General features: G+C 69.3%; 21 protein-coding genes. 6 read left to right on the forward strand and 15 right to left on the reverse strand.

Translation table 11 applies throughout. From position 1 onward, the window contains the following. Positions 1 to 132: 132 nt before the first annotated feature. The 3 genes from ABZV94_RS21955 to thyX form a co-directional block, all read right to left on the reverse strand. Entirely contained in the window at positions 133 to 1,818 is a 1,686-nt protein-coding gene (locus ABZV94_RS21955) for a ribonuclease J (RefSeq protein ID WP_356342629.1), read from the reverse strand. A gap of 155 nt (positions 1,819 to 1,973) precedes the next feature. Then, a complete protein-coding gene (gene dapA / locus ABZV94_RS21960) occupies positions 1,974 to 2,873 on the reverse strand; it encodes a 4-hydroxy-tetrahydrodipicolinate synthase (RefSeq protein WP_356342631.1) in 900 nt (299 codons plus the stop codon). A gap of 211 nt (positions 2,874 to 3,084) precedes the next feature. Then, positions 3,085 to 3,834, reverse strand: a complete 750-nt coding sequence (thyX, locus tag ABZV94_RS21965) for an FAD-dependent thymidylate synthase (RefSeq protein WP_356342633.1) — start codon at positions 3,832 to 3,834, stop codon at positions 3,085 to 3,087. 176 nt (positions 3,835 to 4,010) lie between these two features. Between thyX and ABZV94_RS21970 the strand changes: the two genes are divergently transcribed. Continuing rightward, positions 4,011 to 4,247, forward strand: a complete 237-nt coding sequence (locus tag ABZV94_RS21970; RefSeq protein ID WP_356342635.1) for a hypothetical protein — start codon at positions 4,011 to 4,013, stop codon at positions 4,245 to 4,247. Positions 4,248 to 4,349: 102 nt separating this feature from the next. After that, positions 4,350 to 4,904 carry a hypothetical protein gene (locus ABZV94_RS21975; RefSeq protein WP_356342637.1) on the forward strand — a complete coding sequence of 185 codons (555 nt, stop codon included), beginning with the start codon at positions 4,350 to 4,352 and terminating at the stop codon, positions 4,902 to 4,904. A 36-nt stretch (positions 4,905 to 4,940) separates the two neighbouring features. Here the strand turns inward: ABZV94_RS21975 and ABZV94_RS21980 are convergent, their stop codons facing one another. From ABZV94_RS21980 to rpsO, 5 genes are all read right to left on the reverse strand, one after another. After that, positions 4,941 to 5,396: a hypothetical protein gene (locus ABZV94_RS21980; RefSeq protein WP_356342640.1), complete on the reverse strand. Its 456-nt coding sequence runs from the start codon at positions 5,394 to 5,396 to the stop codon at positions 4,941 to 4,943. Positions 5,397 to 5,424: 28 nt separating this feature from the next. Further along, a complete protein-coding gene (dapB, locus tag ABZV94_RS21985; RefSeq protein ID WP_356342642.1) occupies positions 5,425 to 6,177 on the reverse strand; it encodes a 4-hydroxy-tetrahydrodipicolinate reductase in 753 nt (250 codons plus the stop codon). A 26-nt stretch (positions 6,178 to 6,203) separates the two neighbouring features. Next, on the reverse strand, positions 6,204 to 7,583 hold the full coding sequence (locus tag ABZV94_RS21990) for a pitrilysin family protein (RefSeq protein ID WP_356342644.1): 1,380 nt from the start codon (positions 7,581 to 7,583) through the stop codon (positions 6,204 to 6,206). Next, positions 7,580 to 9,799, reverse strand: a complete 2,220-nt coding sequence (locus tag ABZV94_RS21995; RefSeq protein WP_356342646.1) for a polyribonucleotide nucleotidyltransferase — start codon at positions 9,797 to 9,799, stop codon at positions 7,580 to 7,582. Before ABZV94_RS21995 ends, ABZV94_RS21990 begins: the two co-directional genes overlap by 4 nt. 389 nt (positions 9,800 to 10,188) lie before the next feature. After that, entirely contained in the window at positions 10,189 to 10,476 is a 288-nt protein-coding gene (gene rpsO, locus ABZV94_RS22000) for a 30S ribosomal protein S15 (protein ID WP_030657602.1), read from the reverse strand. Positions 10,477 to 10,749: 273 nt separating this feature from the next. Between rpsO and ABZV94_RS22005 the strand changes: the two genes are divergently transcribed. Continuing rightward, the gene (locus ABZV94_RS22005) at positions 10,750 to 11,040 is read left to right on the forward strand and encodes a DUF397 domain-containing protein (protein ID WP_356342648.1); all 291 of its coding nucleotides are present in this window, start codon (positions 10,750 to 10,752) and stop codon (positions 11,038 to 11,040) included. A 93-nt stretch (positions 11,041 to 11,133) separates the two neighbouring features. Here the strand turns inward: ABZV94_RS22005 and eccD are convergent, their stop codons facing one another. After that, positions 11,134 to 12,642, reverse strand: coding sequence for a type VII secretion integral membrane protein EccD (gene eccD, locus ABZV94_RS22010; protein WP_356342697.1), 1,509 nt, complete (start codon positions 12,640 to 12,642; stop codon positions 11,134 to 11,136). Between the two features lie 336 nt (positions 12,643 to 12,978). On the opposite strand from eccD, the gene eccCa reads away from it, so the two are divergent. Further along, positions 12,979 to 16,953, forward strand: coding sequence for a type VII secretion protein EccCa (gene eccCa / locus ABZV94_RS22015; protein WP_356342650.1), 3,975 nt, complete (start codon positions 12,979 to 12,981; stop codon positions 16,951 to 16,953). Positions 16,954 to 17,256: 303 nt separating this feature from the next. After that, complete coding sequence (locus tag ABZV94_RS22020) at positions 17,257 to 17,805, forward strand: hypothetical protein (RefSeq protein ID WP_356342652.1); 549 nt, start codon at positions 17,257 to 17,259, stop codon at positions 17,803 to 17,805. A 174-nt stretch (positions 17,806 to 17,979) separates the two neighbouring features. Here the strand turns inward: ABZV94_RS22020 and ABZV94_RS22025 are convergent, their stop codons facing one another. From ABZV94_RS22025 to ABZV94_RS22045, 5 genes are all read right to left on the reverse strand, one after another. Next, complete coding sequence (locus ABZV94_RS22025; protein ID WP_030657590.1) at positions 17,980 to 18,279, reverse strand: WXG100 family type VII secretion target; 300 nt, start codon at positions 18,277 to 18,279, stop codon at positions 17,980 to 17,982. Positions 18,280 to 18,354: 75 nt separating this feature from the next. Then, the gene (locus ABZV94_RS22030; RefSeq protein ID WP_030657588.1) at positions 18,355 to 18,699 is read right to left on the reverse strand and encodes a hypothetical protein; all 345 of its coding nucleotides are present in this window, start codon (positions 18,697 to 18,699) and stop codon (positions 18,355 to 18,357) included. 127 nt (positions 18,700 to 18,826) lie between these two features. Next, on the reverse strand, positions 18,827 to 20,068 hold the full coding sequence (locus ABZV94_RS22035) for a S8 family serine peptidase (protein WP_356342655.1): 1,242 nt from the start codon (positions 20,066 to 20,068) through the stop codon (positions 18,827 to 18,829). Positions 20,069 to 20,167: 99 nt separating this feature from the next. Further along, on the reverse strand, positions 20,168 to 21,910 hold the full coding sequence (locus tag ABZV94_RS22040; RefSeq protein ID WP_356342657.1) for a hypothetical protein: 1,743 nt from the start codon (positions 21,908 to 21,910) through the stop codon (positions 20,168 to 20,170). 2 nt (positions 21,911 to 21,912) lie between these two features. Beyond that, complete coding sequence (locus tag ABZV94_RS22045) at positions 21,913 to 22,332, reverse strand: hypothetical protein (RefSeq protein ID WP_356342659.1); 420 nt, start codon at positions 22,330 to 22,332, stop codon at positions 21,913 to 21,915. Positions 22,333 to 22,910: 578 nt separating this feature from the next. Between ABZV94_RS22045 and ABZV94_RS22050 the strand changes: the two genes are divergently transcribed. Continuing rightward, a complete protein-coding gene (locus tag ABZV94_RS22050) occupies positions 22,911 to 23,615 on the forward strand; it encodes a hypothetical protein (RefSeq protein WP_356342661.1) in 705 nt (234 codons plus the stop codon). Positions 23,616 to 23,630: 15 nt separating this feature from the next. Here the strand turns inward: ABZV94_RS22050 and ABZV94_RS22055 are convergent, their stop codons facing one another. Further along, positions 23,631 to 24,137 carry a hypothetical protein gene (locus ABZV94_RS22055; protein ID WP_356342663.1) on the reverse strand — a complete coding sequence of 169 codons (507 nt, stop codon included), beginning with the start codon at positions 24,135 to 24,137 and terminating at the stop codon, positions 23,631 to 23,633. Between the last annotated feature and the right edge of the window lie 17 nt (positions 24,138 to 24,154).

The raw sequence follows: 24,154 nt of genomic DNA on the forward strand, positions 1-24,154 counted from the left end.
GCCCCGGGGCGGCTGGGGGGGGCGGGTGGGGGTGGGGGGGGCGCGGGTCGGGTTCTCCTATGCGGTCCGGGGCGGGCCCCGCCCCCCCCCCCCCCCCCCCCCCCCCCGCTCCTGGTTCGAACCGACGAGGTGTCAGACCTCCACGACCACCGGCAGGATCATCGGCCTGCGGCGATAGTTGTCCGAGACCCACTTGCCGAGGGTGCGGCGGACGAGCTGCTGGAGCTGGTGGGGCTCCACGACGCCGTCCTGGGCGGACCGCTCCAGGACCTCCGTGATCTTCGGGAGCACGTCGGCGAAGGCCGAGTCCTCGATGCCGGAGCCACGGGCCTGGACGTGCGGGCCACCGGTGATCTTGCCGGTGGAGGCGTCCATGACCACGAAGACCGAGATGATGCCCTCGTCGCCGAGGATCTTCCGGTCCTTCAGGGCCGGCTCGCCGACGTCGCCGACCGAGAGGCCGTCGACGTAGACGTAACCGGCCTGGACCTTGCCGGAGATCTTCGCCTTGCCCTCGACCAGGTCGACCACCACGCCGTCCTCGGCGATGACGATCCGGTCGTGCGGGACGCCGGTCAGGGCGCCCAGCTCCGCGTTCGCCCTCAGGTGGCGCCACTCGCCGTGGACCGGCATCAGGTTCTTCGGGCGGCAGATGTTGTAGAAGTACAGCAGCTCGCCCGCGGACGCGTGGCCGGAGACGTGCACCTTGGCGTTGCCCTTGTGGACGACGTTGGCGCCCCAGCGGGTCAGGCCGTTGATCACGCGGTAGACCGCGTTCTCGTTCCCGGGGATCAGCGAGGACGCGAGGATGACCGTGTCGCCCTCGACGATGCGGATCTGGTGGTCGCGGTTGGCCATGCGGGACAGGGCCGCCATCGGTTCGCCCTGGGAGCCCGTGCAGACGAGGACCACCTCGTGGTCGGGCAGGTCGTCCAGCGTCTTGACGTCGACCACCAGGCCCGGCGGCACCTTCAGGTAGCCGAGGTCCCGGGCGATGCCCATGTTGCGGACCATGGAGCGGCCGACGAAGGCGACCCGGCGGCCGTACTCGTGGGCCGCGTCCAGAATCTGCTGGATGCGGTGGACATGGCTGGCAAAGCTCGCCACGATGATCCGCTTGCGGGCGCCGGCGAAGACCTGCCGCAGGACGTTGGAGATGTCGCGCTCGTGTGGGGTGAAGCCCGGGACCTCGGCGTTCGTGGAGTCGGTGAGGAGGAGGTCGATGCCCTCTTCGCTCAGTCGCGCGAAGGCGTGCAGGTCCGTGAGGCGGTTGTCCAGCGGGAGCTGGTCCATCTTGAAGTCGCCCGTGTGCACGACCATGCCGGCGGGGGTGCGGATGGCGACGGCCAGGGCGTCCGGGATGGAGTGGTTGACGGCGACGAACTCGCAGTCGAAGGGGCCGATGCGCTCGCGGTTCCCCTCCGCCACCTCCAGGGTGTACGGGCGGATCCGGTGCTCCTGGAGCTTGGCCTCGATGAGCGCGAGGGTGAGCTTGGAGCCGATCAGCGGGATGTCCGGCTTCTCGCGGAGCAGGAAGGGGACGCCGCCGATGTGGTCCTCGTGGCCGTGCGTGAGGACGATGCCCTCGATGTCGTCGAGGCGGTCCCGGATGGACGAGAAGTCCGGCAGGATCAGGTCGATTCCGGGCTGCTCCTCCTCGGGGAAGAGCACTCCGCAGTCGACGATCAGCAGGCGACCGCCGTACTCGAAGACCGTCATGTTTCGGCCGATCTCGCCGAGGCCGCCGAGCGGCGTGACCCGCAGGCCGCCCTTCGGGAGCGGCGGCGGCGGGCCGAGTTCAGGATGCGGATGACTCAAAAGACTCTCCTCACCACGCGCGCCACGTACCGGTACGGCACGTGGCGCGCATGACGTTCGTGCGGAAGCAGTTGTCGTTGTCGATGGCAGGCACCGGTGGCCTGCGTCTTCTGTTGTTCTTCAGTTGTGAAGCCCCTGTGGTGCCAAGTCTGTTGTCAGAGCTGTACCCCGCCGGCGGCAAGATCGATCTTGAGCTGGGCGATCTCCTCGGGCGAACACTCGACCATGGGCGAACGCAGCGGTCCGGCGGGCAGGCCCTGGAGGGCCAGGGCGGCCTTGGCGGTCATGACGCCCTGGGTGCGGAACATGCCGGTGTAGACCGGGAGCAGCTTCTGGTGGATCTCCGTGGCCTTGACGACGTCACCCGAGGTGTACGCGTCCACCAGGGCGCGCAGGTCGGGGGTGACCAGGTGGCCCACGACGGAGACGAAGCCGACCGCGCCCACGGAGAGCAGCGGGAGGTTGAGCATGTCGTCGCCGGAGTACCAGGCGAGGCCGGACTGGGCGATGGCCCAGCTGGCGCGGCCGAGGTCGCCCTTGGCGTCCTTGTTCGCGACGATCCGGGGGTGCTCGGCGAGCCGGACGAGGGTCTCGGTGCTGATCGGGACGCCGCTGCGGCCGGGGATGTCGTAGAGCATCACCGGCAGGCCGGTGGCGTCGGCGACGGCCGTGAAGTGCCGGTACAGGCCCTCCTGCGGGGGCTTGTTGTAGTACGGCGTGACGACCAGGAGGCCGTGGGCGCCGATGCGCTCGGCCTCGCGGGCCAGCTCGACGCTGTGGTGGGTGTCGTTGGTGCCGACTCCGGCGACGACGTGGGCGCGGTCGCCGACGGCCTCCAGGACGGCTCGTACCAGGTCCGATTTCTCCGCGTCGCTGGTGGTGGGGGACTCGCCGGTGGTGCCGTTGATGATCAGGCCGTCGTTGCCTGCGTCCACCAGGTGGGCGGCGAGTCGCTGCGCGCCGTCGAGGTCGAGTGCGCCGTCCGCCGTGAAGGGCGTGACCATGGCGGTGAGGACCCGCCCGAAGGGGGTCTGCGGAGTCGAGGTCGGAGCCATGGGTAACACGCTACTCGGTGCTCGATACGAGGTGTGCCCTCGGGGTGCCGGGAAAGTCAGGACAAAGAGGGAGCCCGGCACTGCCTGCTCGGGGGTTCAAGCAGTGCCGGGTCCGTTTGATCAGGCTAGATGAACTTCTCTAAATGCCGCAATACGGACACCTCGCCCGGCTGACCCGTACATCCGTTCCCGGGAGGGGAACAAGGCTTCGTTACGGGGCCACACGCCCGTTCGCGTTGAAGGCGGCGTACGTCAGCGGCATGAGCTTCGCCCACTCCGCCTCCATCTTCTCGCCCACCATCTCGATCTCCCGCTGCGGGAAGGACGGCACCTTGGCCAGCTCGTGCTGGGTGCGCAGGCCGAGGAAGTGCATCAGGGAGCGCGCGTTGCAGGTGGCGTACATCGAGGAGTAGAGGCCGACCGGGAGGGCCGCGCGGGCCACCTCGCGGGCGACGCCCTCCGCGAGCAGCTTCTGGTACGCCGTGTACGCCTGCTCGTACGACTCCCGCAGGGTGCTGCTCACGGCCTGGTGCTGGGCCGGGGTGCCCTCGACGAAGACGTACTTGCCGGGGCGGCCCTCCTGGACCAGCTTGCGCGACGCGTCGGGGACGTAGAAGACCGGCTGGAGCTCGCGGTAGCGGCCGGACTCCTCGTTGTACGACCAGCCGACCCGGTGCCGCATGAACTCGCGGAAGACGAAGATCGGGGCGCTGATGAAGAACGTCATCGAGTTGTGCTCGAACGGGCTGCCGTGCCGGTCGCGCATCAGGTAGTTGATCAGGCCCTTGGAGCGCTCGGGGTCCTTCTTCAGCTCGTCCAGGGACTGCTCACCGGCGGTGGAGACGCGGGCGGCGAAGAGCACGTCGGCGTCCGAAGCGCTGGACTTCACCAGCTCGACGGTGACGTCACTGCGGAACGTGAGCGACTCGGGGGTGGTCACGGGGGTTGGGGTCCTTCCCATCACTTCGGTGGTTGGCGACCACCTTACGGGGGCACCCGGCGGGGCCTGGCACCACCTCGCCTCAAAAAACGCACCCGCGATTTTTTCGGACAAGGGCACCTTTTGTGTCACTCGATCGTCTGTACCGGTGAGGTCTGCACATTCGATCACCAACCCGGAGAGGAGCGGCACCCACGATGTTCCGTCGGCGAGAGCCCGTACCCTTCGCTTTCCTGGCCGAGGCGGACAGGTTTCGCAGCAATGTCACTCCCCCGCCCCGTCGGCGCGCGTCCTTCGGCGAGATGGCCGGGCGCGGGCTGCTGGGCCTCACCATCGTCGCCGGCCTCATAGGTGCCCTGGTCCTGGGCATGCCGGCGCTCTCCACGCCGTCCGATACGCCGGCTCAGCAGTCCCAGGCGTCCCAGGGGCACTGAGCGCGGGTACTGCCCCTTCCGGACGCTCAAGGCTGGTGAGCGGGAACGGCGCCGGATAGCCTCACCGGCACAGCCCCCGTGAGGACCGAGTGAGGACCCGCCGTGCCCCTGCCCTTCCTGACGGCCGACCGCACCTTCGAGACGACGGCCGAGAGCGCGCTGCCGTACGACGACCCGGACCGCTGGCGGCGCCCCTACCGGCCCGGTCCGTGGCGCGTGGGCGCGGCGGCGCTCGCGTTGCTGCTCGCCTCGTTCGTGCTGTTCGCCGCCGTACTCACCGCGCTCACCGGCTCGCCGGCCGACGCCGGGCTGGTCCTCGGCGTGGGCCTGGTGATCGTCGCCGGCGCGCTGCGGCTGCTGCGCATGGGGGTGTGGGTCAGCCGGCGCGGACTGCGCCGGACCGGCCTGCTGGTGACGCGGACGGTGCCGTGGGCGCGGGTGGTCTCGGTACGGACGGTGCAGCAGCCGGTGCGCTGGCTGGGCCTGCCGCGCACGGTGCAGGGGCAGGCGCTGGCGCTGGTCCGCAAGGACCGGCGTCCGGAGGACACCCCGCCGCTGCTCACCACGCACGGCCTGGACTTCCTCGGCCGGCCGATGGCGTTCGACCGGGCGGCGGACGCGGTGGAGGCGTGGGCGGCGGAGTACGGGGGCCGCTGAGCCGGCGCTGCCGGGCTTGCGGGTGAGGGCGCGCTGTCAGGCGGCCTGGACCGGCTTCCCGTCGTGCAAGGCGATGGCCCTTTGCATCGCCTTGCGGGCGCGGGGCGTGTCGCGGGCGTCGTGGTAGGCGACGGCCAGGCGGAACCAGCAGCGCCAGTCGTCCGGGGACGCCTCCGTCTCGGCCTTGCGCTTGGCGAACACCTCGTCGGCCGAGTCGCGGTCGATACGGCCGCTGGGCAGGCGCCTCAGCTCGTCGACCGGCAGTCCGCCCTCGGCGTCGAGTTCGGCGGCGAGCTGGTTCGCCTTGCGGACGAACTGGGTGTTCTTCCACAGGAACCACAGGCCGATGACCGGCAGGACCAGCACCGCCACGCCGAAGGTGACGGTGACGGCCGTGCCGGACTGGATGAGCATGACGCCGCGGCTGCCGACCAGGACGAAATAGAAGACCAGGACGGCGGCCGTGACGAGGTAGGTGATCTTCGCGCGCATCGCAGGCGTCCGTCTCGGCTCGGTCGTCTCAGCTCAGGTCCAGGAAGTGCTCCAGGCCGAAGGTGAGGCCCGGAGTGCTCACCACCCGGCGGGCGCCGAGCAGGATGCCCGGCATGAAGCTGCTGTGGTGCAGGGAGTCGTGGCGGACGGTGAGGGTCTCGCCCTCGCCGCCGAGCAGGACCTCCTGGTGTGCCAGCAGGCCGCGCAGGCGGACCGCGTGCACGGGGACGCCGTCGACGCTGGCGCCCCGCGCACCGTCCAGGGCCGTGACGGTGGCGTCCGGCGCCGGTGCCGTCCCGGCCGCCCGGCGGGCCTCGGCGATGAGCTGGGCGGTGCGCGTGGCCGTACCGCTCGGCGCGTCCACCTTGTTCGGGTGGTGCAGCTCGACCACCTCGACCGACTCGAAGTACGGCGCGGCGATCTGCGCGAACTTCATCGTCAGCACGGCCCCGATGGAGAAGTTCGGCGCGATGAGCACGCCGGTCTCCGGGGACTGGGCGAGCCAGCCCCTCAGCTGCGCGAGGCGGTCCTCGGTCCAGCCCGTCGTACCGACGACGGCGTGGATGCCGTGGCGGACGCAGAAGTCCAGGTTGCCCATGACCGACGCGGGGGTGGTCAGCTCGACCGCGACCTGGGCGCCGGTCTCCGCCAGCGTCTCCAGCTTGTCGCCGCGGCCGAGGGCGGCGACCAGCTCCATGTCCTCGGCGGCCTCGACCGCCTTGACCGCCTCCGACCCGATCCGGCCCTTGGCACCGAGGACCGCCACGCGCAGCTTGCTCATGTTCCTGTTTCCTAACCGGTGGTGTTTCAGGCGACCGCGTCGTGCAGCCGTGCGGCCTGCTTGTCCTTGAGCGGGCCGATGACCGACAGCGACGGACGCTGTCCCAGGATGTCGCGGGCGACCGCGCGGACCTCGTCCGGGGTGACCGCCGCCATCTTCGCGAGCATGTCGTCCACGGACATCTGCTCGCCCCAGCACAGCTCACTCTTGCCGATACGGTTCATCAGCGCACCGGTGTCCTCCAGGCCCAGGACCGTGGAGCCCCGCAGCTGGCCGATGGCGCGGGCGATCTCGTCGTCGGTCAGACCGTTCTGCGCGACGTGGTCGAGTTCGTCGCGGCAGATCCGCAGGACGTCGTGCACCTGGCTGGGCCGGCAGCCGGCGTAGACGCCGAACAGGCCGCAGTCCGCGAAGGCGGAGGTGTACGAGTACACGCTGTAGGCCAGGCCGCGCTTCTCCCGGACCTCCTGGAAGAGGCGGGAGGACATGCCGCCGCCGAGGGCGGTGTTGAGCACGCCCAGCGCCCAGCGACGGTCGTCGGCGCGGGCGATGCCGGGCATGCCGAGCACGACATGGGCCTGCTCGGTCTTGCGGGCGAGCAGTTCGACCTTGCCGGAGGTGCGGATCGTACGGCGGCCCTCGCGCGGGGCGATGGGCCGCGCGTCCGGGTCGCGCAGGGCGCCCGCCTTCTCGAAGGCCGCGCGCACCTGCCGTACGACCTTGGCGTGGTCGATGTTGCCGGCGCAGGCGACCACGAGGTGGGTCGGGTCGTAGTGCTTGCGGTAGAAGCGGCGGATGCGGTCGGCGGTCAGGGCGTTGACGGTGTCGACCGTGCCGAGGACCGGGCGGCCGAGGGCGTTGTCGCCGAACATGGTGTGCGCGAACAGGTCGTGCACGCAGTCGCCCGGGTCGTCCTCGGTCATGGCGATCTCTTCGAGGATCGCGCCCCGCTCGACGTCGACGTCCTCTTCGAGGATCAGCGAGCCGGTCAGCATGTCGCAGACGACGTCTATGGCGAGCGGCAGGTCGGTGTCGAGCACGCGCGCGTAGTAGCACGTGTACTCCTTCGCCGTGAACGCGTTCATCTCGCCGCCGACCGCGTCGAGCGCGGAGGAGATGTCGAGCGCGCTGCGGCGGGTCGTGCCCTTGAAGAGCAGGTGCTCCAGGTAGTGCGTGGCGCCGTTCAGGGACGGGGTCTCGTCGCGGGAGCCGACGTGCGCCCAGATACCGAAGGTGGCGGAGCGGACCGAGGGCAGGGTCTCGGTGACGATGCGCAGGCCGCCCGGGAGGGTGGTCTTGCGGACCGTACCGATGCCGCCTGTGCCCTTGATGAGGGTTTGGGTACGGGCGACGGCCCGCGCCTCCGAAGAGGGGCGGGCCGTCACCTTGGAGCCACGGGACGTCACTGCTCGGCGTCGTCCTTGTCCTGCTCGTCGCCTTCCTCGCCCTCGATCACCGGAACGAGGGAGAGCTTGCCGCGGGAGTCGATCTCGGCGATCTCGACCTGGACCTTCTGGCCCACGCCGAGGACGTCCTCGACGTTCTCCACGCGCTTGCCGCCGGCGAGCTTGCGGATCTGCGAGATGTGCAGCAGACCGTCCTTGCCGGGCAGCAGGGAGACGAACGCACCGAAGGTGGTCGTCTTGACGACCGTACCCAGGTACCGCTCGCCGACCTCGGGCATCGTCGGGTTGGCGATGCCGTTGATCGTGGCGCGGGCGGCCTCGGCGGAGGGGCCGTCGGCGGCGCCGATGTAGATCGTGCCGTCGTCCTCGATGGTGATCTCGGCGCCCGTGTCCTCCTGGATCTGGTTGATCATCTTGCCCTTGGGGCCGATGACCTCGCCGATCTTGTCGACCGGGATCTTGACGGTGATGATCCGCGGGGCGTGCGGGCTCATCTCGTCGGGCCGGTCGATGGCCTCCATCATCACGTCGAGGATGTGGAGGCGGGCGTCGCGGGCCTGCTTGAGGGCCGCGGCCAGGACGGAGGCCGGGATGCCGTCCAGCTTGGTGTCGAGCTGGAGGGCGGTCACGAAGTCCTTGGTGCCGGCGACCTTGAAGTCCATGTCGCCGAAGGCGTCCTCCGCACCGAGGATGTCGGTGAGGGTGACGTAGTGCGTCTCGCCGTCGATCTCCTGGGAGATCAGGCCCATGGCGATACCGGCGACCGGGGCCTTCAGCGGCACACCGGCGTTCAGCAGCGACATGGTGGAGGCGCAGACCGAGCCCATGGACGTCGAGCCGTTGGAGCCGAGGGCCTCGGACACCTGGCGGATCGCGTACGGGAACTCCTCGCGCGTGGGGAGCACCGGGATGAGGGCGCGCTCGGCGAGGGCGCCGTGGCCGATCTCGCGGCGCTTCGGGGAGCCGACGCGGCCGGTCTCACCGGTGGAGTACGGCGGGAAGTTGTAGTTGTGCATGTAGCGCTTGCGGGTCACCGGGGAGAGGGTGTCCAGCTGCTGCTCCATGCGGAGCATGTTGAGGGTGGTGACGCCCAGGATCTGGGTCTCGCCACGCTCGAACAGCGCGGAACCGTGCACCCGCGGGATGGCCTCGACCTCGGCGGCCAGGGTGCGGATGTCGGTGACACCGCGGCCGTCGATGCGCTTCTTCTCCTTGATCACGCGCTCGCGGACCAGCTGCTTGGTGAGCGAGCGGTACGCGGCGGAGATCTCCTTCTCGCGGCCCTCGAACTCCGGCAGGAGCTTCTCGGCGGCCAGACCCTTGACGCGGTCCAGCTCGGCCTCGCGCTCCTGCTTGCCGGCGATGGTGAGCGCCTGGGCCAGCTCGGGGCGGACGGCCGCGGTCAGGGCCTCGAACACGTCGTCCTGGTAGTCCAGGAAGATCGGGAACTCGGCGGTCGGCTTGGCGGCCTTGGCGGCGAGGTCGGCCTGCGCGCGGCACAGCACCTTGATGAAGGGCTTGGCGGCCTCCAGACCGGCGGCGACGACCTCCTCGGTCGGCGCCTCGGCGCCGCCCTCGACCAGCTTGATGGTCTTCTCGGTGGCCTCGGCCTCGACCATCATGATCGCGACGTCGCCGTCCTCCAGGACGCGACCGGCGACGACCATGTCGAAGACGGCGTCCTCGAGCTCGGTGTGCGTCGGGAAGGCGACCCACTGGCCGCGGATCAGCGCGACGCGGACGCCGCCGATCGGGCCGGAGAAGGGCAGACCGGCCAGCTGCGTGGACGCGGACGCGGCGTTGATCGCCACGACGTCGTACAGGTGGTCGGGGTTGAGGGCCATGATCGTGGCGACGACCTGGATCTCGTTGCGCAGGCCCTTCTTGAAGGACGGGCGCAGCGGACGGTCGATGAGGCGGCAGGTGAGGATGGCGTCCTCGGACGGCCGGCCCTCACGGCGGAAGAAGCTGCCGGGGATCTTGCCGGCGGCGTACATCCGCTCCTCGACGTCCACCGTCAGCGGGAAGAAGTCGAGCTGGTCCTTGGGGTTCTTGGAGGCGGTGGTGGCCGACAGCACCATGGTGTCGTCGTCCAGGTACGCCACGGCGGAGCCGGCGGCCTGCTTGGCCAGGCGGCCCGTCTCGAAGCGGATGGTGCGGGTGCCGAAGGGGCCGTTGTCGATGACGGCCTCGGCGTAGTGGGTCTCGTTCTCCACTAGCGTTTTCTCCGTTACGTATCGTCTTTTCGTCCCTTGGCTGCCCGTGTGGCAGGGGGACGGTGGCGGAGAAGCGCTCCGTGCGGTGCGGGCCGGTCTTCGATCGAAGCACCCGGGGCTCGCTTCCCCCCGGGGGCCACTACCGAGGACCGGCGGCGGCTGGGTGCGCTCCTCCTCGTTCAGTGCCGTACGTCGTGGTGCTGTGCCGTACGTCGTTCCGTGTCGTGCGTATTGCGTTGTGCTACCACACTACAAAGCGTGAGTGACACTCCGCACGTCTCGCACGTCTCCGCTCGTACGGCGGAGGGGTCCGTATGCGGCTTGTACCCCGCATACGGCAAAGGGAGCGGCCCCCGAGTGCTTTCGGGAACCGCTCCCCTCATGGCGTCTTACCGGGCGCCCGCCGCACCGCGGCGGATGCCGAGGCGGTCGACCAGCGTACGGAAGCGCTGGATGTCCTTCTTCGCCAGGTACTGCAGAAGGCGGCGGCGCTGACCGACGAGGATCAGCAGGCCACGGCGGGAGTGGTGGTCGTGCTTGTGGGTCTTGAGGTGCTCCGTCAGGTCGGAGATCCGACGGGAGAGCAGAGCGACCTGGACCTCGGGGGAGCCGGTGTCACCCTCCTTGGTACCGAACTCGGCGATGATCTGCTTCTTCGTAGCGGCGTCGAGCGACACGCGTACTCCTCATAGTCTGTTGAGTGCCACCGAGTGCCCCCGGTCTACGTCTCGGGGGAGCTTCCGTTACTCGGGAGGCGGGGATCCGCTGGGCGCGGCCTCCAGAACGAGCACGGGGCGGTTCCGGGGGTGCGTACACAAACGGCCGTCACTCAGGGTACCAGGCGATGGCGGGCACCTTGCGCCCGGTCGGCGAACCGTCCTGGTGGGGCGGCCCCGGCCACTAGGGTGAGCGCCGGGACCGTACCTACCTCGGGAAGGGGTCGCTGCACGATGGCGGAAACGGAAGCGGAGATCAAGGCGCGCAAGGAACGGGAGCGGGACGAGCTGTACGCCCTCGACATCTCCGGCGTCGAGTGGCACTGCGCGCCGGGCACGGAGGAGCACGAGGAGCGGGTCGAGATCGCGTACCTGCCCGGCGGGGCGGTGGCGATGCGGTCCTCACTCGACCCGGACACGGTGCTGCGCTACACCGAGGCGGAGTGGCGGGCGTTCGTGCTGGGGGCTCGGGACGGGGAGTTCGATCTTGAGCCTATGGCTCATAACGGGGGGTTGGACGTGTAGGGAGCCACGCATGAGGAAGGGCGGCACGCGCGCGTGCCGCCCTTTTGCCGTCCGGCTCCTCGCCACTGACGACGCCCTTCCGTCGTCCGGCTCCTAGCTGGTCATGGCCCGCGCCTGCGCGTACACGTCGAAGACGGCCAGGGCCAGCGGGATCAGCGTGAGCAGGACGAAGCTCTCGGCGATCTCCAGGAAGCGCCCCCAGAAGGGGGTGACACCGCGCCGTGGGGTGATCAGGGCGATCGCGGTGACCAGGGCGGTGGCCGCGGCGACGGCGGCGGCGAGCCAGACGCTCCGGATGTCGAGGGCCGCGGTGTCGCCCCGGAGGGCATCGACCAGGTAGTCCCGCGGCGGGTTGAGGGCCAGCCCCAGGCCGAGGAAGACGATGGCGGCGAGGCCCGCGGCCAGCGTGGCACCGACCTGTGCGGTGTAACGGAACAGGTGCGCCCGCATGAGCATCGCCACGCCGGTCGCGAGAGCCAGCAGCTGGGCCCACACGTTGCTGGAGAAGCCGAGGACGATGGACGCGCCCACCGCGACGAGGGCGCAGCCGCCGACGAGGCCGACGAGGAGTTCGTGGCCGCGCCGGGCCTGGGCGGCCACGCGCTCGACGTCCACGGGCTCCTGGGGGGCGGGCTCACCGGTGTCGTAGCCGCCTCGGGACGGGTTGGGCGGCTCGAAGCCGATGGGCAGCCGGGCGAAGCGCATGGACAGGCCGGGCAGGAAGGCCAGCGCCACGACGGAGAGCGGGGCGCAGACGGCAGCCGTCTCGATGGGCTTCAGCTCGGTGAGGATCGCGATGAAGGTCGTGATCAGACCGATGGCGGAGGCGAAGACGAAGGCCACGAAGGGTCCGTCGCCGCCCGGCGACACCAGAGTGAGCACCAGGGAGGCGACCAGGACGGTCGTGCAGGCGAGCAGGAACTGCAGTCGCCCGATGCCCTCACCGGCGGAGAGCGACAGCAGGCCCGAGCCGGCCACGGCGACGTTGGGCAGGGCGCCGAGTCCGAGCGCGACGGCGGACCCGCGGTCGTCGTACACACGCGCGCGTACGCACGCGATCGTGACGAGCAGGATGCCGCAGACGCCCGCGATGACGCCCTGAAGGCTGTGCATGTCGTGCCGGATCTGCGAGCTCCAGGCCACGAACGCGAGCAGCGCGGGCAGAACGCCGCCCGCGACGAGACCGGCGGCGCGGGTGAGGTCGCCGCTCCACAGGGTGCGGTCCCGGGTGACGGCGGCGGCCACCGCTTCGGAGACGTCGTCGAGGACGGCCGGGGGCAGGGACTCGGCGAACGGCCGCAAAGTGAGCAGTTCGCCGTCGAGGATGCGCTGGGCCGTGAAGGACCGGGCGCCGTCGAGGACGGTGCCGTCACGGCGCACGAGGTGGTAGCCGACCGGAGCACCCTCGGCGGGGCTCTGCTGGGACAGGCGCAGGATCTCCGGGTAGAGGTCGGCGACCGGTACGTCGTCGGGCAGCGCGACGTCGATGCGGCTGTCGGGCGCCACGATGGTGACGCGGCAGAAACCGAAGCCCGTGCCCGCCCCCGAAGGGGCTCCGGTGCCCGGTCCACCGGTCGCGCCGGCCGGCGCGGAGGCCGTCATGCTCACCTGCTGTTCCCCCTCGTCGGTGGTGGGGCGGCCTACGGTGCCACCGCGCACCTTCCGCCCGTAAAGATGCTGTGTAAGTTGTGCGACGCCTTCCCGCTCCACCGCCCGACCGAGCGGTTCTGGCCGGGACCCACGGGAGGCGCCTGCTTCGAACAGGTGCGGATTGCCCGGGTTTTCCCGGAACGATTCGCAACTGCTCACGCGCTTCACCGGCACCCTACCGCCCGCCGTTGTCAGCGGTTGTCAGTAGGATCGCGGTTCGCGATCGACGTCCGCCTGACACGGGGCGGCGGATGAAACATCTCGGTCCGGCAAGGGAATTGGTGCGTAGTGAGCCACATCGTCGTCAAGCGCCCACCGCGGGCACTGCCGAAGGAAGTGCCCACGGACGAGGTCGTGCTGCAGGCTCCGCCGGAACTCCCGCGCGGTCAGCAGGAAGGCGCACTGATGCAGCTCCTGCCCATGCTGGGCATGGGCGGATCCGTGGTGTTCTTCTTCAACCCGCAGGCCCAGCCCTTCATGAAGATCATGGGCCTGGTGATGGTGGCCTCGACGATCGCCATGGGCATCTCGATGCTGGTCCGCTACCGCCGCGGCAACCAGGGGCAGATGGCCGACCTGCGCCGTGACTACCTCCGTTATCTGTCACAGACCCGACGCGCCGCCGTGCAGACCGCGAAGGCCCAGCGCGACACCCAGTACTACCTGCACCCTTCGCCGGAGCAACTGTGGGCCCTGGTCGCCGAGGGCAGCCGGGTGTGGGAACGGCGCACCGCCGACGAGGACTTCGGGCAGGTGCGTGTGGGCCTCGGCCCGCAGGCCCTGGCCACGCCCCTGATCCCGCCGCAGACCGGCCCGGTCGACGAGTTGGAGCCCCTGACGGCCGGCGCGATGCAGCGCTTCCTGGCGACGCACAGCACCCTCGACGACCTGCCGATGGCGGTGTCGCTGCGCGCCTTCTACCACGTGACGGTCAGCGGCGAACCGGGCACCGTGCGGGGCACCGCCCGCGCCGTCACCGCCTCCCTGGCCTCGCTGCACTCCCCCGAGGACCTGGTCATCGCCGTCGTCACCGCACGCGAGTCGGCACCCGAATGGGAGTGGGCCAAGTGGCTGCCGCACGTGCAGGCCCCTGGCGTCACCGACGGCGCCGGCAGCATGCGCCTGATCAGCAGCGACCCGGTGGAACTGGAGGACCGCCTCGCCTCGCGCCTGGAGGGCCGCCCGCGTTTCCACCCCTCCGGTCCGGCCGTTCCGGAACAGCCTCATCTGGTGGTGGTGCTCGACGGCGTCTCCCTCCCTCCCACCTCCTTGCTGGCCGGCCCCGAGGGCCTGCAGGGCGTGACGGTCCTGGAAGTCGTACCGGGTGACCTCACCATCGGGCGCGGCGACCTGTCGGTCGTCGTGCAGCCGAAGGAACTGCGCCTGGAGTCCGCCCACGGCATGGTCTACGAGGGGACCCCGGACGTCCTTTCGTACGAGGCGGCGGAGGCGTTGGCGCGTCAGCTGGCGCCGCTGCGCATGGCATCGGGCGGTGACGACGACGAACCGCTGCTCGCCAACCTGGAGTTCACCGATCTGCTGAACCTGGGCGACGCCGCCTCGGTCGACCCGAAGCGGACCTGGAGGCCCCGCTCGCAGTCGGAGCGGCTGCGCGTGCCGATCGGTGTCGGCGAGGACGGCCGTCCCGTGATGCTCGACCTCAAGGAGGCGGCACAGGAAGGCATGGGCCCGCACGGCCTGTGTGTCGGTGCGACCGGTTCCGGCAAGTCCGAGCTGCTGCGCACGCTGGTCCTGGGTCTCGCCGTGACCCACTCCTCGGAGACGCTGAACTTCGTCCTCGCGGACTTCAAGGGCGGTGCCACGTTCGCGGGCATGGCCCAACTGCCGCACGTGGCGGCCGTGATCACCAACCTCGCGGACGATCTGACCCTCGTCGACCGCATGGGCGACTCCATCCGCGGTGAGCTGAACCGCCGCCAGGAGATGCTCCGCGACGCGGGCAACTACGCCAACATCCACGACTACGAGAAGGCGCGCGCGGCCGGTGCCCCGCTGCAGCCGATCCCCTCCCTCGTCCTGGTGATCGACGAGTTCAGCGAGCTGCTGACCGCCAAGCCGGACTTCATCGAGATGTTCGTGCAGATCGGCCGTATCGGCCGTTCGCTGGGCGTGCACCTGCTGCTGGCCTCTCAGCGCCTGGAGGAGGGCCGGCTGAGGGGTCTGGAGACGTACCTCTCCTACCGCATCGGTCTGCGGACGTTCTCGGCGGCCGAGTCCCGCGCGGCGCTCGGCGTCCCGGACGCCTACGAGCTGCCGAACGTCCCCGGCTCCGGCTTCCTGAAGTTCGGCACGGACGAGATGGTGCGCTTCAAGGCCGCGTACGTCTCCGGGGTGTACCGCACCAGCTCCCAGCAGGCCGCGGCGCTCGGCGGCCCGCTGCCCGTCGACCGCCGTCCGGTCCTGTTCACGGCGGCCGAGGTCCCCGTGCAGTATGCGCCGATCCCGCAGCAGCGGCAGGAGGAGGAGAGCGGCAAGCGGCAGGACGACGCGCTCGCCGACACCGTCCTGGACGTGATCGTGCGGCGTCTGGAGGCGCAGGGCCCCGCCGCCCACCAGGTGTGGCTGCCCCCGCTGGACAGCCCGCCGTCGCTCGACACACTGCTGCCGGGGCTGGCCCCGGTGCCCGGCCGCGGTATGACCCAGCCGGGTTACGAGGGCGCGGGCAGGCTCGTCATCCCGGCCGGCCTGATCGACAAGCCGTACGAGCAGCGGCGCGACCCGCTGTGGCTGGACTTCGGCGGCGCGGCCGGCCATATGCAGATCATCGGCGGCCCGCAGTCCGGCAAGTCGACACTGCTGCGCTCGATCATCGCGTCGTTCGCGCTGACCCACACGCCGTGGGAGGTGCAGTTCTACGGCCTGGACTTCGGTGGTGGCGGCATGGCCTCGGTGGCGGGCCTGCCGCATGTGGGTGGTGTCGCGTCCCGTCTGGACCCGGAGAAGGTCCGGCGCACGACGGCCGAGGTGTACGGCGTCATGACCCGACGCGAGGAGTACTTCCGCTCGGCGGGCATCTCCTCCATCGCGGAGTTCCGCGCCCGTCGGGCGCGCGGGGACATCTCGGTGGCCGACCAGCCCTGGGGCGACGTCTTCCTGGTCATCGACGGCTGGGGCAACTTCCGCACGGATTACGAGGCGCTGGAGCCGTTGGTGCTGGACATCGCCGCGCGCGGCCTCGGCTACGGCATCCACCTCGTCCTCACCGCATCGCGCTCGATGGAGGTCCGCGCGAACCTGAAGGACCACCTGATGAACCGCCTGGAGCTGCGGCTGGGCGACCCCATGGACTCCGAGATCGACCGCAAGGTCGCGGCGAACGTGCCCACCGGTGTTCCGGGCCGCGGTCAGACCCCGCAGAAGCAGCACTTCATGGCCGCCGTCCCGCGCATCGACGGCCTGTCGTCCGACACGGACCTCGCGGAGGCTACGACCGCCCTCGCGGCCGAGGTCACCCGCCACTGGCAGGAGCCGGGCGCGCCCGAGGTTCGGCTGCTGCCCCGCGAGTTCCCGGCGACGCAGCTTCCGCCGGGGGACCGCTTCCCGGACCGGGGCATCTCCTTCGCCCTCGACGAGGACAACCTGGAACCGGTGTTCGTGGACTTCGAACAGGACCCGTTCTTCCTGGTCTTCGGAGAGAGCGAGTCCGGCAAGTCGAACCTGCTGAAGCTGCTGATCAAGCGCCTGACCGAACGGTACGACGGCAACACCTGCAAGCTCTTCGTCGTCGACAACCGCCGCTCGCTGCTCGGGGTGACCCCCAAGTCCCACCTGGCGGAGTACATCCCCATGTCGAACCAGATGCAGCACCACATGGACGCACTGGCCGACCTGATGCAGCGCCGCACCCCGACCGCCGACGTGACCCCGGAGCAGCTGCGCAACCGGAGCTGGTGGCGGGGCCCCACGGTGTACGTCGTCATCGACGACTACGACCTCGTGTCCACGTCGAGCGGCAACCCTCTGGCGGGCCTGACGGAACTGCTGCCGTTCGCCCGCGACGTCGGCGTCCGCTTCATCATCGCCCGCTCCACAGCGGGTGCCGGCCGCGCCGGCTACGAGTCCTTCATGCAGCGCATCAAGGAACTCGGCGCCCAGGGCGTGGTCCTCGCGGGTGACCCGGCCGAGGGCGACCTCCTGGGCGGCGTCCGGCCCCGGCCGATGCCGCCGGGGCGGGGGATCTTCGTGTCCAGGAAGCGGGGGAAGCCGATGGTTCAGGTCGGGTTGGTGGATGCGGAGAGCTGAGGCACGTAGACACCGCTGATCTGACGAGGCTTCCGCGCGTCGGCCGGGGCGAAGACGGGAGGAACCGCGCATGGCGTGGGATGAGTGGGAGCAGCACTTGTCCGGGCACCGGCTCCCACGAGAACGACCAGCGTGGTCGGCCTCCTTATAAAGACTGAGCAGGGGCGTAAAGTGCTGCGAATCACAGGGAACGGTACATACGGGACGGTTCTCGCTCTTACCGCTGTGGCGCTTCTTGTCGCAGGGTGCAGCAGTGATTCTGAGCAGGGGCGGGCGGAGACGTCTGGCGCGACAGCGAGCAGGGTGTGCGACGGTGCGCTCGACGCTTCGGCCAGGAAATCGCTGCACAACCTTGCTGGTACCGATCAGTTGGACGAGTCCACGGGTGCAGACGAGGCAGGACAGCCTCGTACGTTTTCCGTGCAGAACGCGGTCAGGCACCTGCACGACGAGTATCGTCAGCGCGCAGCGTGCTGGGTGTACAAGACCGGTGACGAGAGCGGAAAGCCCCTTCTCGAGATCCGTTTCACGGCATCCCAAAGTTACCCTGCGGCATCCGACAAAGAAGCCGGCAGCAGCAAAACCCGATACCCCGTAGGCCTGTATGCCCAAGTGGGCCGTGATGGCGCCGACCTGTTTTTCCGGTGTCCCACCAGAGCAGGGTCCAAGGACGCGTACATCGGTGACACCAAGTATGTGAAGGCGGAACTCTCTTCCACTGGTGCCCAATTGCGCGGGAACAGTATCGACAAGGACCGTATGGTGATCCTCAATTCCGTCTCCCGCAAGGTGGCCCAGGAGGCAGGCTGCGCCTCGGAAGCCGACCTGCCGGCTGCGGTGCCCGATGCGTGATCGAGCCCGTGGGCGGCAAGGGGGCACCTCAGGAAGCGTGGGCCGGCTCACGCCATGCGAGCCGGGCCTCCACCCGTGCTTCCCGATCAGCCTCGTGCCGGACACCACAACAGGGTGGGCGCCTCCCGCGCGCGCCCACCCTGCAGTGGCTTCGTCGCTTCCGCGACCCTCGGCCTAGCGGAAGTAGCTGGCCGCCTTCTTGTCGCCTTCCATGTACGTACCGCCGGACTGGGCGACGACGTGTCCGATGCCGCTGAGCGCCTGGTGGATGTCGTTCGCTTCCTTGTCCCAGCGGTTCAGCTTCTCGTGGAAGGTGTCCTGGGCCTGGCCCTCCCAGTACTGGAGGCTGCTCACGACCAGACGACGCAGCTCCTGCAGGTCCTGCTCGAGCAGGCTCGCCTCGTTGCCGATCTTGGTCGCCGCGACGTCGAGCCCGTCATAAGTGACTGACAGGCCGTCAGCGTTGTTGGCCATTCCGGTTACCTCGTCTCACTGGTGTGTCAGATGGATGCGCCGGGGTGCCCGGCTGAGGTCGTGGGTGCCGCTCGGTCAGTACGAGCTGAGCGGGGACACGGTGGGAGCGCCGTCCCGCACGTCGATCTTGTTGACGGCCGCGCGGACCTCGTCTTCCTTGCTGTCCTTGATGTTGCGCGTCGCGGTCATGGCCTCGATGACGTCACCGAGGATGCCGCCGATGGCCTGCAGCGACTGGTTGATCTCGTACTGCTTCGAGTCGAAGGCGGCACGGCCGATACCGTGCCACTGGCCCTCCAGGCCGTCGATCACGCCCTGCAGCCCGTGCACCCGCTTCCGGATGCCGTCGTACTTCTCCAGCATCTGCTTCTGGAGGTGGATTACTGCGGCATCTTCGAGCTTCTGCTTGTTCTCGGCCATCTCAGCCCTTTCTCTGTCTGTCTCGTTGGTCCAACTGTCCCGGCCCACTACCGCACAGTGCGGACGGCGGCGGGCGCGTACTGCACGCCCTATCCGAAGAGCACAGGGCTACAGACGGCTGACGGCGTCACCTGGCACGCCGCGCCCGCGCGACGGCCACGCCCCCACCGCCGATCACGACGACAGCTGCTACGGCGCCGAGGACGACCCAGAGGGTGGTGTTGTCGTTCGACGACTCCGTGCTCGATCCTGCCGCCGAAGTACCGCCGGTAGAACCCTTTTCAGGGGCTTGTGACGGGGTTGATGCGGAGGAGGAAGGGGTGGACGAGGAGGAGGAAGAAGACGTGGAGGACGCCGCGGACTTGGCCAGGAGGTCGCCGCCGTTCTCCGCCGCGAGCGGGTCCACATTGGCCGGGCCCGCGTTGTAGTTCCGATTCGCCAGCACGAGACGGGGACGAATGAGCCCGTAGCCGGCGTACTTGCTCGGGTCGTTCTTCGCCCAGGTGCGACCTGCGGTATCGATCAGGGAGCGGGCAACCTGGTTCACCGTCCAGTCAGGGTGCGCGGACCAGATCAAGGCGGCGGCACCGGAGGCGATGGCGGCTGCCGAACTCGTACCGTTCACATCGTCGCAGTAGGAGCGGAAGTTTCCGTCGCACCAGCCAGGAAAGCCCTGGCCCGGGGCCGAGAGGTCTACGTAGTTACCGGACGAGGAGAACTTCGACACCGTGAGGGACTTGTCAACCGATGCGATACCTACCACGTAGGGGTAGGCGGCCGGGTACCCGATGGTGTCTCCCGCCTTCCGGCCGTCATTACCGACAGCGGCTATCAGCAGCTTGCCCTTCGAAGCGGCGTACTGAACAGCCTCCTCCTCCTTGGAGCTCGGCCCCTGCGCACCGAAGGACATGTTGATGATCTTCACGTCGGTGTCCGCCGCTGCCCTGATCGCCTCCGCGGGCTCCGGCGTTCTGTTCAGCTCAGCGGCACTGCCCTTCAAGTCATCGAACTTGACACGATATGGAACGATCTTCGCCCCGGGAGCTAGCCCCTTCAGCCCACCGCCCGCACCCGTGCCCGCGATCAATTCGGCAATGGTCGTCCCGTGACCGTCATAGTCATCCGTGGCACGGTAGGCAACGGTCTCCGGAACCTCGCCCGTCAGCACCTGCCCCTTGAGCGACGACGTGGCCGCGTTCACCCCGCTGTCAATGACAGCGACCTTCACGCCCTTCCCCGTGCTGACCTTCCACATCTGCTCGGCCTGCATCGGACCCAGGTACCACTGCTTCGCCTGGACATCATCCGCGACAGCACCCGGCGCAAACACCACGGTCGCCGCCACCAGGGCACCGACGGCCGCGCCCACAGCACGCACTCGTCTGCCACCGCGCGTCCCGTGGAGCGTAGTCCGCTCGGCTCGTCGGCTCATCCCTGACTTCATCGTCTTCTGTGTCCTCGCTCGCGGTCAGTTCGCAACCGGCGGCACATCACGCCGGGGCTTGTCGTGCAGCTGTGTCTCTTCGTCCGCGTCCTCGGGCTTCCCCTTGCGGCCGGCGCCGCGCACGAGACCGGCACCACCGCGCGTCATACCGCTCCGCTCGGCGCCCCCTGCGGAGTTCCGCGCAGCCGGCTTGCCCGTGACGGCCTCGGCCCCACCCGTACCCGTGCGAGACCCGGTCGGCTTCGCGCCGGGCCGCGCCGCGGACTCGGGCGCTCCGAAGACACCACGCTGACCGAGCCGGCCGGCCGTGGACTGAGAATTCGCCTGTCCTTCAGCCCCGATGACCGTGCCACGGGGAATCCTCGCCCCGCCCTTCGCCGGACCACCGGCGGCCGTGGGGCGCCCACCGACGACTCCGTTGGAACGGCCGGCGCCAGTGGCCGGCGTGGTGTTCGCCCGAGGTGCCGCCGTGCCGCCAGGCCGTGGTGTACCGCCTGTGACCGCACGGCCCATAGGCGACGCCGTACCCCTGCCGGCCGACTGTCCCGTCGACGTGGCACGCCCCATCTGATTCATGGGCCCTTGCGCCGCGGTGCGTCCGGGGCCCTGGGGATTCGTCAGCCCGGCCGCGCCCGCCCGCCCCTGAGCGGAGGGAGGGGTACGGTACCCAGCCGAACCACTCAGGCTTCGGCCCGATGCTGGATTCGGCAGTGGAACCCGGTATCCGGCGCCACCCAGCGGGTCGGACTGACCGCCGCCTACCGGGGGCGTTCCGGTGACCGGCGGGGTGGGGCCGGTCGTGTGCGTGGTCGTGGGCGGCGGCAGCGTGCCGGTGCTGTCGATGTTCGTACCGACGGGCGGTTCCACAGGGGGCGGGACGGTGTGGTTGTTGTGCGTCGTCGGCACGTGAGGCTGGGTGGTGTCGGCGGTGACGTGGTGGACCACATTGTCCGCCCCCACCACAGGTGAGTGGTGACCAACGGCGGGTGCTGAGCCTGTCGCTGCGTGCGACCCGGTGCCGGGCGTGGGAGAACCCTCGCTGAACCGACGTGAGGGCCGTGGCACTCCCACATCGGGCACCGAACTGAAGTTCGGTGTCTTGTCCTTGGCGGGCAGGGCCGCCAAGACCTCTTCTGAGACCGCGTAGTACGACGCCAACCGGTTCATCTGGTTGATCGCCTCTTGGCGATGCTTCTCCACCTGAACGGCCTGCTCGTACTCCGTCTTGTTGGCGGCCTTCTCGGCCTCGGTGAACTTCTCGGGCCGCTTCGGGTTTGCCCTGGTGTCACGAGCCGGCATCCCACCTCGCACGGCCGCGAGGCCCACGGCGGCGGCGGTGATCTGGTCACCCGCAGCCCCGGCGAACTCACTCAGATGGTGAGTGTTGGTCACGAGGTTGTCGCCCCACGCGCGGAACTGGTCTCCCGACACGCCCACCCAGTGGACCTTGTCGATGGAGGCCTTGAGATCGTCGGCGGCCTTCTTGATGGCATCGCGCGCGTCCCAAAGAGCCTTGCCGGAGGATTCGAGGTCCTCCGGATCGGTCTGCTCGACCAGATCGATCATCTGGTTCAGGTCGAGGTCGCGCTTGTCGAAGTCGGTCCTGGCGGCGACGGCTCGCCCGAAGGGCGTGGTCTCGACGACGGAGCGCACCATGCCATTGAGGAATCCACCGAGCGGTCCGTCTTCGATACCGCGGACGATGTCCGTCACGGAGTTCTGCTGAGAGACGCGATCCAGATCGTCCTTGTGCTGCTTGTCCGTCATCGTCACGCCTTCGTCTTGGTGCCGCTGCTGGCGTGCTGCTTGGCGTTTGCCCTGGGCTCGAGCTTCTTGATCTCCGCCTGGATCGCCCAGAACCGCTGACGCTGCTCCTCTTCCAGATTGTCGAAGCCCCTCCGGGCACCGGTGACCGCGATGCCGATCGCCTCGATCTGCAGGTGCAAGCTCTTGGACAGAGTCGTGAGTTCGTGATGAACCCTGCTGTACTGCTTGTACAGACCGTGCGCCTCAGGGAACTCGCTCTCCCCACCCGACGTCAGCGACGTAGCCCTGATCGTCTGAGCACCGACCTTCGCCGGGTTGCCCGCGGACCCTTCGAGCGCGCTCAGCACCTTGTCCACTTGGCCCACGAACTTGTCCAGCGCCTCTCCACTGGCCTCCAGGTTCGCCGCCCTGGTCGCCGACACGCCCCCCACCATGTCTGACGGAAGCACGACGCTCCTCCCCGTTTCCCCGTACATCCATCGGCTCCTCCGGAGCGAGGGCCGACCAACCGCTCGCCGTACGATCGCAAAGCGAGCCGCGTCTCACAACGCGTTTACCACTCTAGTCAACCCGTCCAACGGGTCCAACCAAGCAGGTGTGTTGACTCGGTCTCGCCTTCAGCGACAGGTACCGAACTTTGCCGGAATTGCCTGTTTGTCGCGGGCGAACGCGCACCGCCGCGACGCAGTCACGCCCCACTAATCCAACGGTCAACCAAGAGGTCCCCCGAAAGGCATCAGCGCATCACCCTCATACGATCCGCAACAAATCTCCACGGCCAATCGAGTCTGCTCTCCGGCGATTCCAGGCGGTGTATCTCGCCTGAAAGCCGCGTCAGGACAGTGGCCGCCAAGTCAACGGAGCCGGACATGTGCTGGCTGTCCTCGGGGCAGGTGAGCCCCGACCGCAGGGCTCGATCTTCATCGAACCTCCACAGCCCGCGGCTACCCGGGCACGGCGCCCGGCCCGCAGCGCGGGTCATCGGACATAATCGCGTCCCATGACCGTACTGATGCCTGTGCTCATGATCCTGGTCGTGGCGGGGATCTTCGCCCTCGTCATCACCATGATGGTCCGCGCCCAGCGCAACCGGGCGCGCGGCGTGCAGGAGAGAGCAGCGGCGATCCACCTCGCGCAGGAGCGCGGCTACGGCTACCAGCAGGCCACGTACGGCCTGATCGATGGGCTCTGCGGCATGGCACCGCTGCCCGTCAGCGGGCGCAACCTCCGGGCCGAGCACTACATCACGGGGGAGTTCCGGGGCCGCGGCTTCCGCTGCTTCGAGTATGTGACCGGCACCCTCAGCGTCCACGACGGCCCGGGACGCAATCAGCCCGTCTTCTGGACGGTGTTCGCGGTCGCCGCGCCGGGCACCGGGCCCGAGTTGATGGTGCGACGGCCGCAGACGCTCGACGGGGTGACACAGCGGGGCCGTGTGGTCCAGGTCGGCGTGCCGGAGTTCGACGAGGCGTTCCGGGTGATCACGGACGACGAGTCGTTCGCCCGCAGCGCACTGTCGGGCGAGGTGGTTCCCTTCCTGACCGCGCAGCCGCAGGCCGTGCAGGACTCTCCGATCCGGCTGCACAACGACGAGCTGCTCACCTGGCGCCGCGGCCGGCTGAGCGCGCAGGACTTCGACGAGCGGCTCGACTACCTGTGCGACGTGCTGGACCGGATCCCGCCGCAGGTCTGGTCGGCGGTCTGAGACCCGGCCCCGGCGTCAGGCGGCTTGGTCCGCGCGTACGGAGCGGACGAACTGCTTGAAGTCGTCCAGCACCGCCGTCAACTGTTCCGGCTTCGCCGTGAGCACCAGCTCGATCACGGCCCGCTGTGACGGACGGTCCACGTCCTCCAGGCCGAGGTAGACCTGGCTCTGGACCAGTTCGAGCGGTTCTCCGTGCAGAGTGGTCGACAGGCGCAGGTTCTGGACGACGCCCGGTGAGTCGGTCAGCCCCGGGATGTCGGGGGTGCCGACCTCTTCCTGCTTGGTGACTTCCACGGTGCCGGCCTGTCCGAGGCGCCGTACCGACTCGTCGGCGATCTGCCGCATGGTGGCGCTGTCGTTGCGCATCCCGCCGGCGATGGTGATGTTCGCCGTGAAGCCGTCGATGGAGGCGGGGTGGAGCGCGACGAAGGCCGCATCGGGCGCCCCCACCTCGTCCGGCGGCGCGGACCGCCAGCCGTCCGGCAACGAGAACGAGATCTTGACCGGCAGCGTGCCCGTCATCGTGAACCCACTTCCTT

Source organism: Streptomyces sp. NPDC004658, from assembly GCF_040609555.1.
Classification (GTDB): Bacteria; Actinomycetota; Actinomycetes; order Streptomycetales; family Streptomycetaceae; genus Streptomyces.

Coding starts and splice junctions, on each gene's coding strand:
- dapA (WP_356342631.1), bottom strand. CDS start 2,873: ATGGCTCCGACCTCGACTCCGCAGACCCCCTTCGGGCGGGTCCTCACC.
- thyX (WP_356342633.1), bottom strand. CDS start 3,834: ATGGGAAGGACCCCAACCCCCGTGACCACCCCCGAGTCGCTCACGTTC.
- ABZV94_RS21970 (WP_356342635.1), top strand. CDS start 4,011: ATGTTCCGTCGGCGAGAGCCCGTACCCTTCGCTTTCCTGGCCGAGGCG.
- ABZV94_RS21980 (WP_356342640.1), bottom strand. CDS start 5,396: ATGCGCGCGAAGATCACCTACCTCGTCACGGCCGCCGTCCTGGTCTTC.
- dapB (WP_356342642.1), bottom strand. CDS start 6,177: ATGAGCAAGCTGCGCGTGGCGGTCCTCGGTGCCAAGGGCCGGATCGGG.
- ABZV94_RS22005 (WP_356342648.1), top strand. CDS start 10,750: ATGGCGGAAACGGAAGCGGAGATCAAGGCGCGCAAGGAACGGGAGCGG.
- eccD (WP_356342697.1), bottom strand. CDS start 12,642: ATGACGGCCTCCGCGCCGGCCGGCGCGACCGGTGGACCGGGCACCGGA.
- ABZV94_RS22025 (WP_030657590.1), bottom strand. CDS start 18,279: ATGGCCAACAACGCTGACGGCCTGTCAGTCACTTATGACGGGCTCGAC.
- ABZV94_RS22030 (WP_030657588.1), bottom strand. CDS start 18,699: ATGGCCGAGAACAAGCAGAAGCTCGAAGATGCCGCAGTAATCCACCTC.
- ABZV94_RS22040 (WP_356342657.1), bottom strand. CDS start 21,910: ATGACGGACAAGCAGCACAAGGACGATCTGGATCGCGTCTCTCAGCAG.
- ABZV94_RS22050 (WP_356342661.1), top strand. CDS start 22,911: ATGACCGTACTGATGCCTGTGCTCATGATCCTGGTCGTGGCGGGGATC.
- ABZV94_RS22055 (WP_356342663.1), bottom strand. CDS start 24,137: ATGACGGGCACGCTGCCGGTCAAGATCTCGTTCTCGTTGCCGGACGGC.